This window comes from Flavobacterium caeni, from assembly GCF_900101895.1.
Classification (GTDB): domain Bacteria; phylum Bacteroidota; class Bacteroidia; order Flavobacteriales; family Flavobacteriaceae; genus Flavobacterium; species Flavobacterium caeni.
On sequence record NZ_FMVF01000064.1, the window covers coordinates 1 to 1514 of the forward strand.

At 35.3% G+C, this 1514-nt stretch carries 4 protein-coding genes; all 4 read right to left on the minus strand.

Features of this window, described 5'->3' with window-relative positions; all coding sequences use genetic code 11:
• Nucleotides 1-147 precede the first annotated feature (147 nt).
• Nucleotides 148-447: a HigA family addiction module antitoxin gene (locus BLP55_RS16525; RefSeq protein WP_091147500.1), complete on the minus strand. Its 300-nt coding sequence runs from the start codon at nt 445-447 to the stop codon at nt 148-150.
• A gap of 9 nt (nt 448-456) precedes the next feature.
• The gene (locus tag BLP55_RS16530; protein WP_091147503.1) at nt 457-738 is read right to left on the minus strand and encodes a type II toxin-antitoxin system RelE/ParE family toxin; all 282 of its coding nucleotides are present in this window, start codon (nt 736-738) and stop codon (nt 457-459) included.
• A gap of 219 nt (nt 739-957) precedes the next feature.
• Complete coding sequence (locus tag BLP55_RS17130) at nt 958-1116, minus strand: hypothetical protein (protein ID WP_170826905.1); 159 nt, start codon at nt 1114-1116, stop codon at nt 958-960.
• A gap of 9 nt (nt 1117-1125) precedes the next feature.
• A complete protein-coding gene (locus BLP55_RS16535) occupies nt 1126-1374 on the minus strand; it encodes a hypothetical protein (RefSeq protein ID WP_091147507.1) in 249 nt (82 codons plus the stop codon).
• Between the last annotated feature and the right edge of the window lie 140 nt (nt 1375-1514).

Consider the following 1514-nt stretch of genomic DNA (forward strand, 5'->3'; position numbering starts at 1 on the left):
TATGTGGAAAAACAAGGTTCTTGTAACGTTTCGCCTGTAAGCGAAATCGCGGACAAGCGGATTGAGTTTTCTCTGCCAATATAAAACTTTATTCGTGAAGATGAAAGTTCAACTTACCGAAAACCAGCGCATTTAGCTTACAGGCTGTTATGCCGCGTTGCTGTTCAATGGATGAATATTATCAAATTCAGATTTTTTAGAATTTTTTTCTTCTTCCAAATCGTAATCATCTTGCAAGCCAAGCCAAAATTTTGCGGTTGTTCCAAAATATTTCGACAATCTCAAAGCTGTGTCTGCAGTTATTCTACGGTTTCCTTTGAGAATTTCACTAACTCTCGTTTGTGGAATAAAAGTTTCTTTGGATAAGCGATAGGCAGTTATTTCCAATGGTTCAAGAAACTCTTCTTTCAAGATTTCTCCAGGATGTATATTTTTCAGCGTCCCCATAATTTAGTTTTAATGATAATCTACAATTTCAACTTCAAATGCATTATCGTTTTCCCATTTGAAAATAATTCTCCATTGTTTATTGATTCTTATACTGTAAAATCCTGTCAGATTTCCGCTGAGTTTTTCTAAATGATTAGCTGGCGGAATTCTCAAATCATTTATGTTTTGTGAGTTATTGATCATCCTTAATTTTCTTCTGGCCACATTTTGAATATCAGCCGGAAGTTTCTTAGATTGAATTCCTTCCCAGATTTTCTCAGTTTCTTTTCCTGCAAAACTTTTAATCACGAATCAAAATTTTAATACTAACGTCAAAGGTAAGTAATTGTTTCTTTCTACGCAAGCTCTTTAGCAATGTGGCATAACGTTAGGCCGCTAGGCGCAGTTGCGGATCAAAGCGGACTGAGTTCTCTCTGCCGAAGATAAAACATTCTTCGTAAATTCAAGATTTCCGGCGACGAAAAACTCCGCAATTGCGCCTAACGGCGGTTAGCGGTCGTTTTGTATTTAACTGATATCCAATTGCTTTTTTGCCTCTTCAATTGCTTTGATAACTGAAGATTTTGGAACGGTTTTGTTTCTTTCGATCAATATAAATTTTACATAATCGACAGAATGGTATTTGAGCATTTCTCTAGCTTTGATTACAAGCATTTGCGATTTCATGACTATTTTTTATCTTTTACTTTCTAAATAATCGTCAAATGCCTTGTCAAGATAGTGGCAATACTCCGTATAATTTTCACTTTCATCGTTAGAGGCATTTTTTAGTTTCTCTTTAATTTCATTAATCAAATCTTCAACGTCGGGAGTTAATTCTCCGTTATATTTTTTTTTGATTATTTGATTGAAGTTTTGAAAATGGAAGCTTAAGATGCTATCTCTGATTTGATCTTCAATGTTTGATTCATTCTCTGTTTTCATGTTTTGAGATTTAAGTTTTCAGTTGGGTGTTTTTTAAAATGACCGCTAACGTTTCGCGCATTTGCGTGGTCGCGTCAGAGCGAACTGAGTTCTGTCTGCCGAAGATAAACAAAGTTCGTGAAACCAAAACGTTCCGGCTA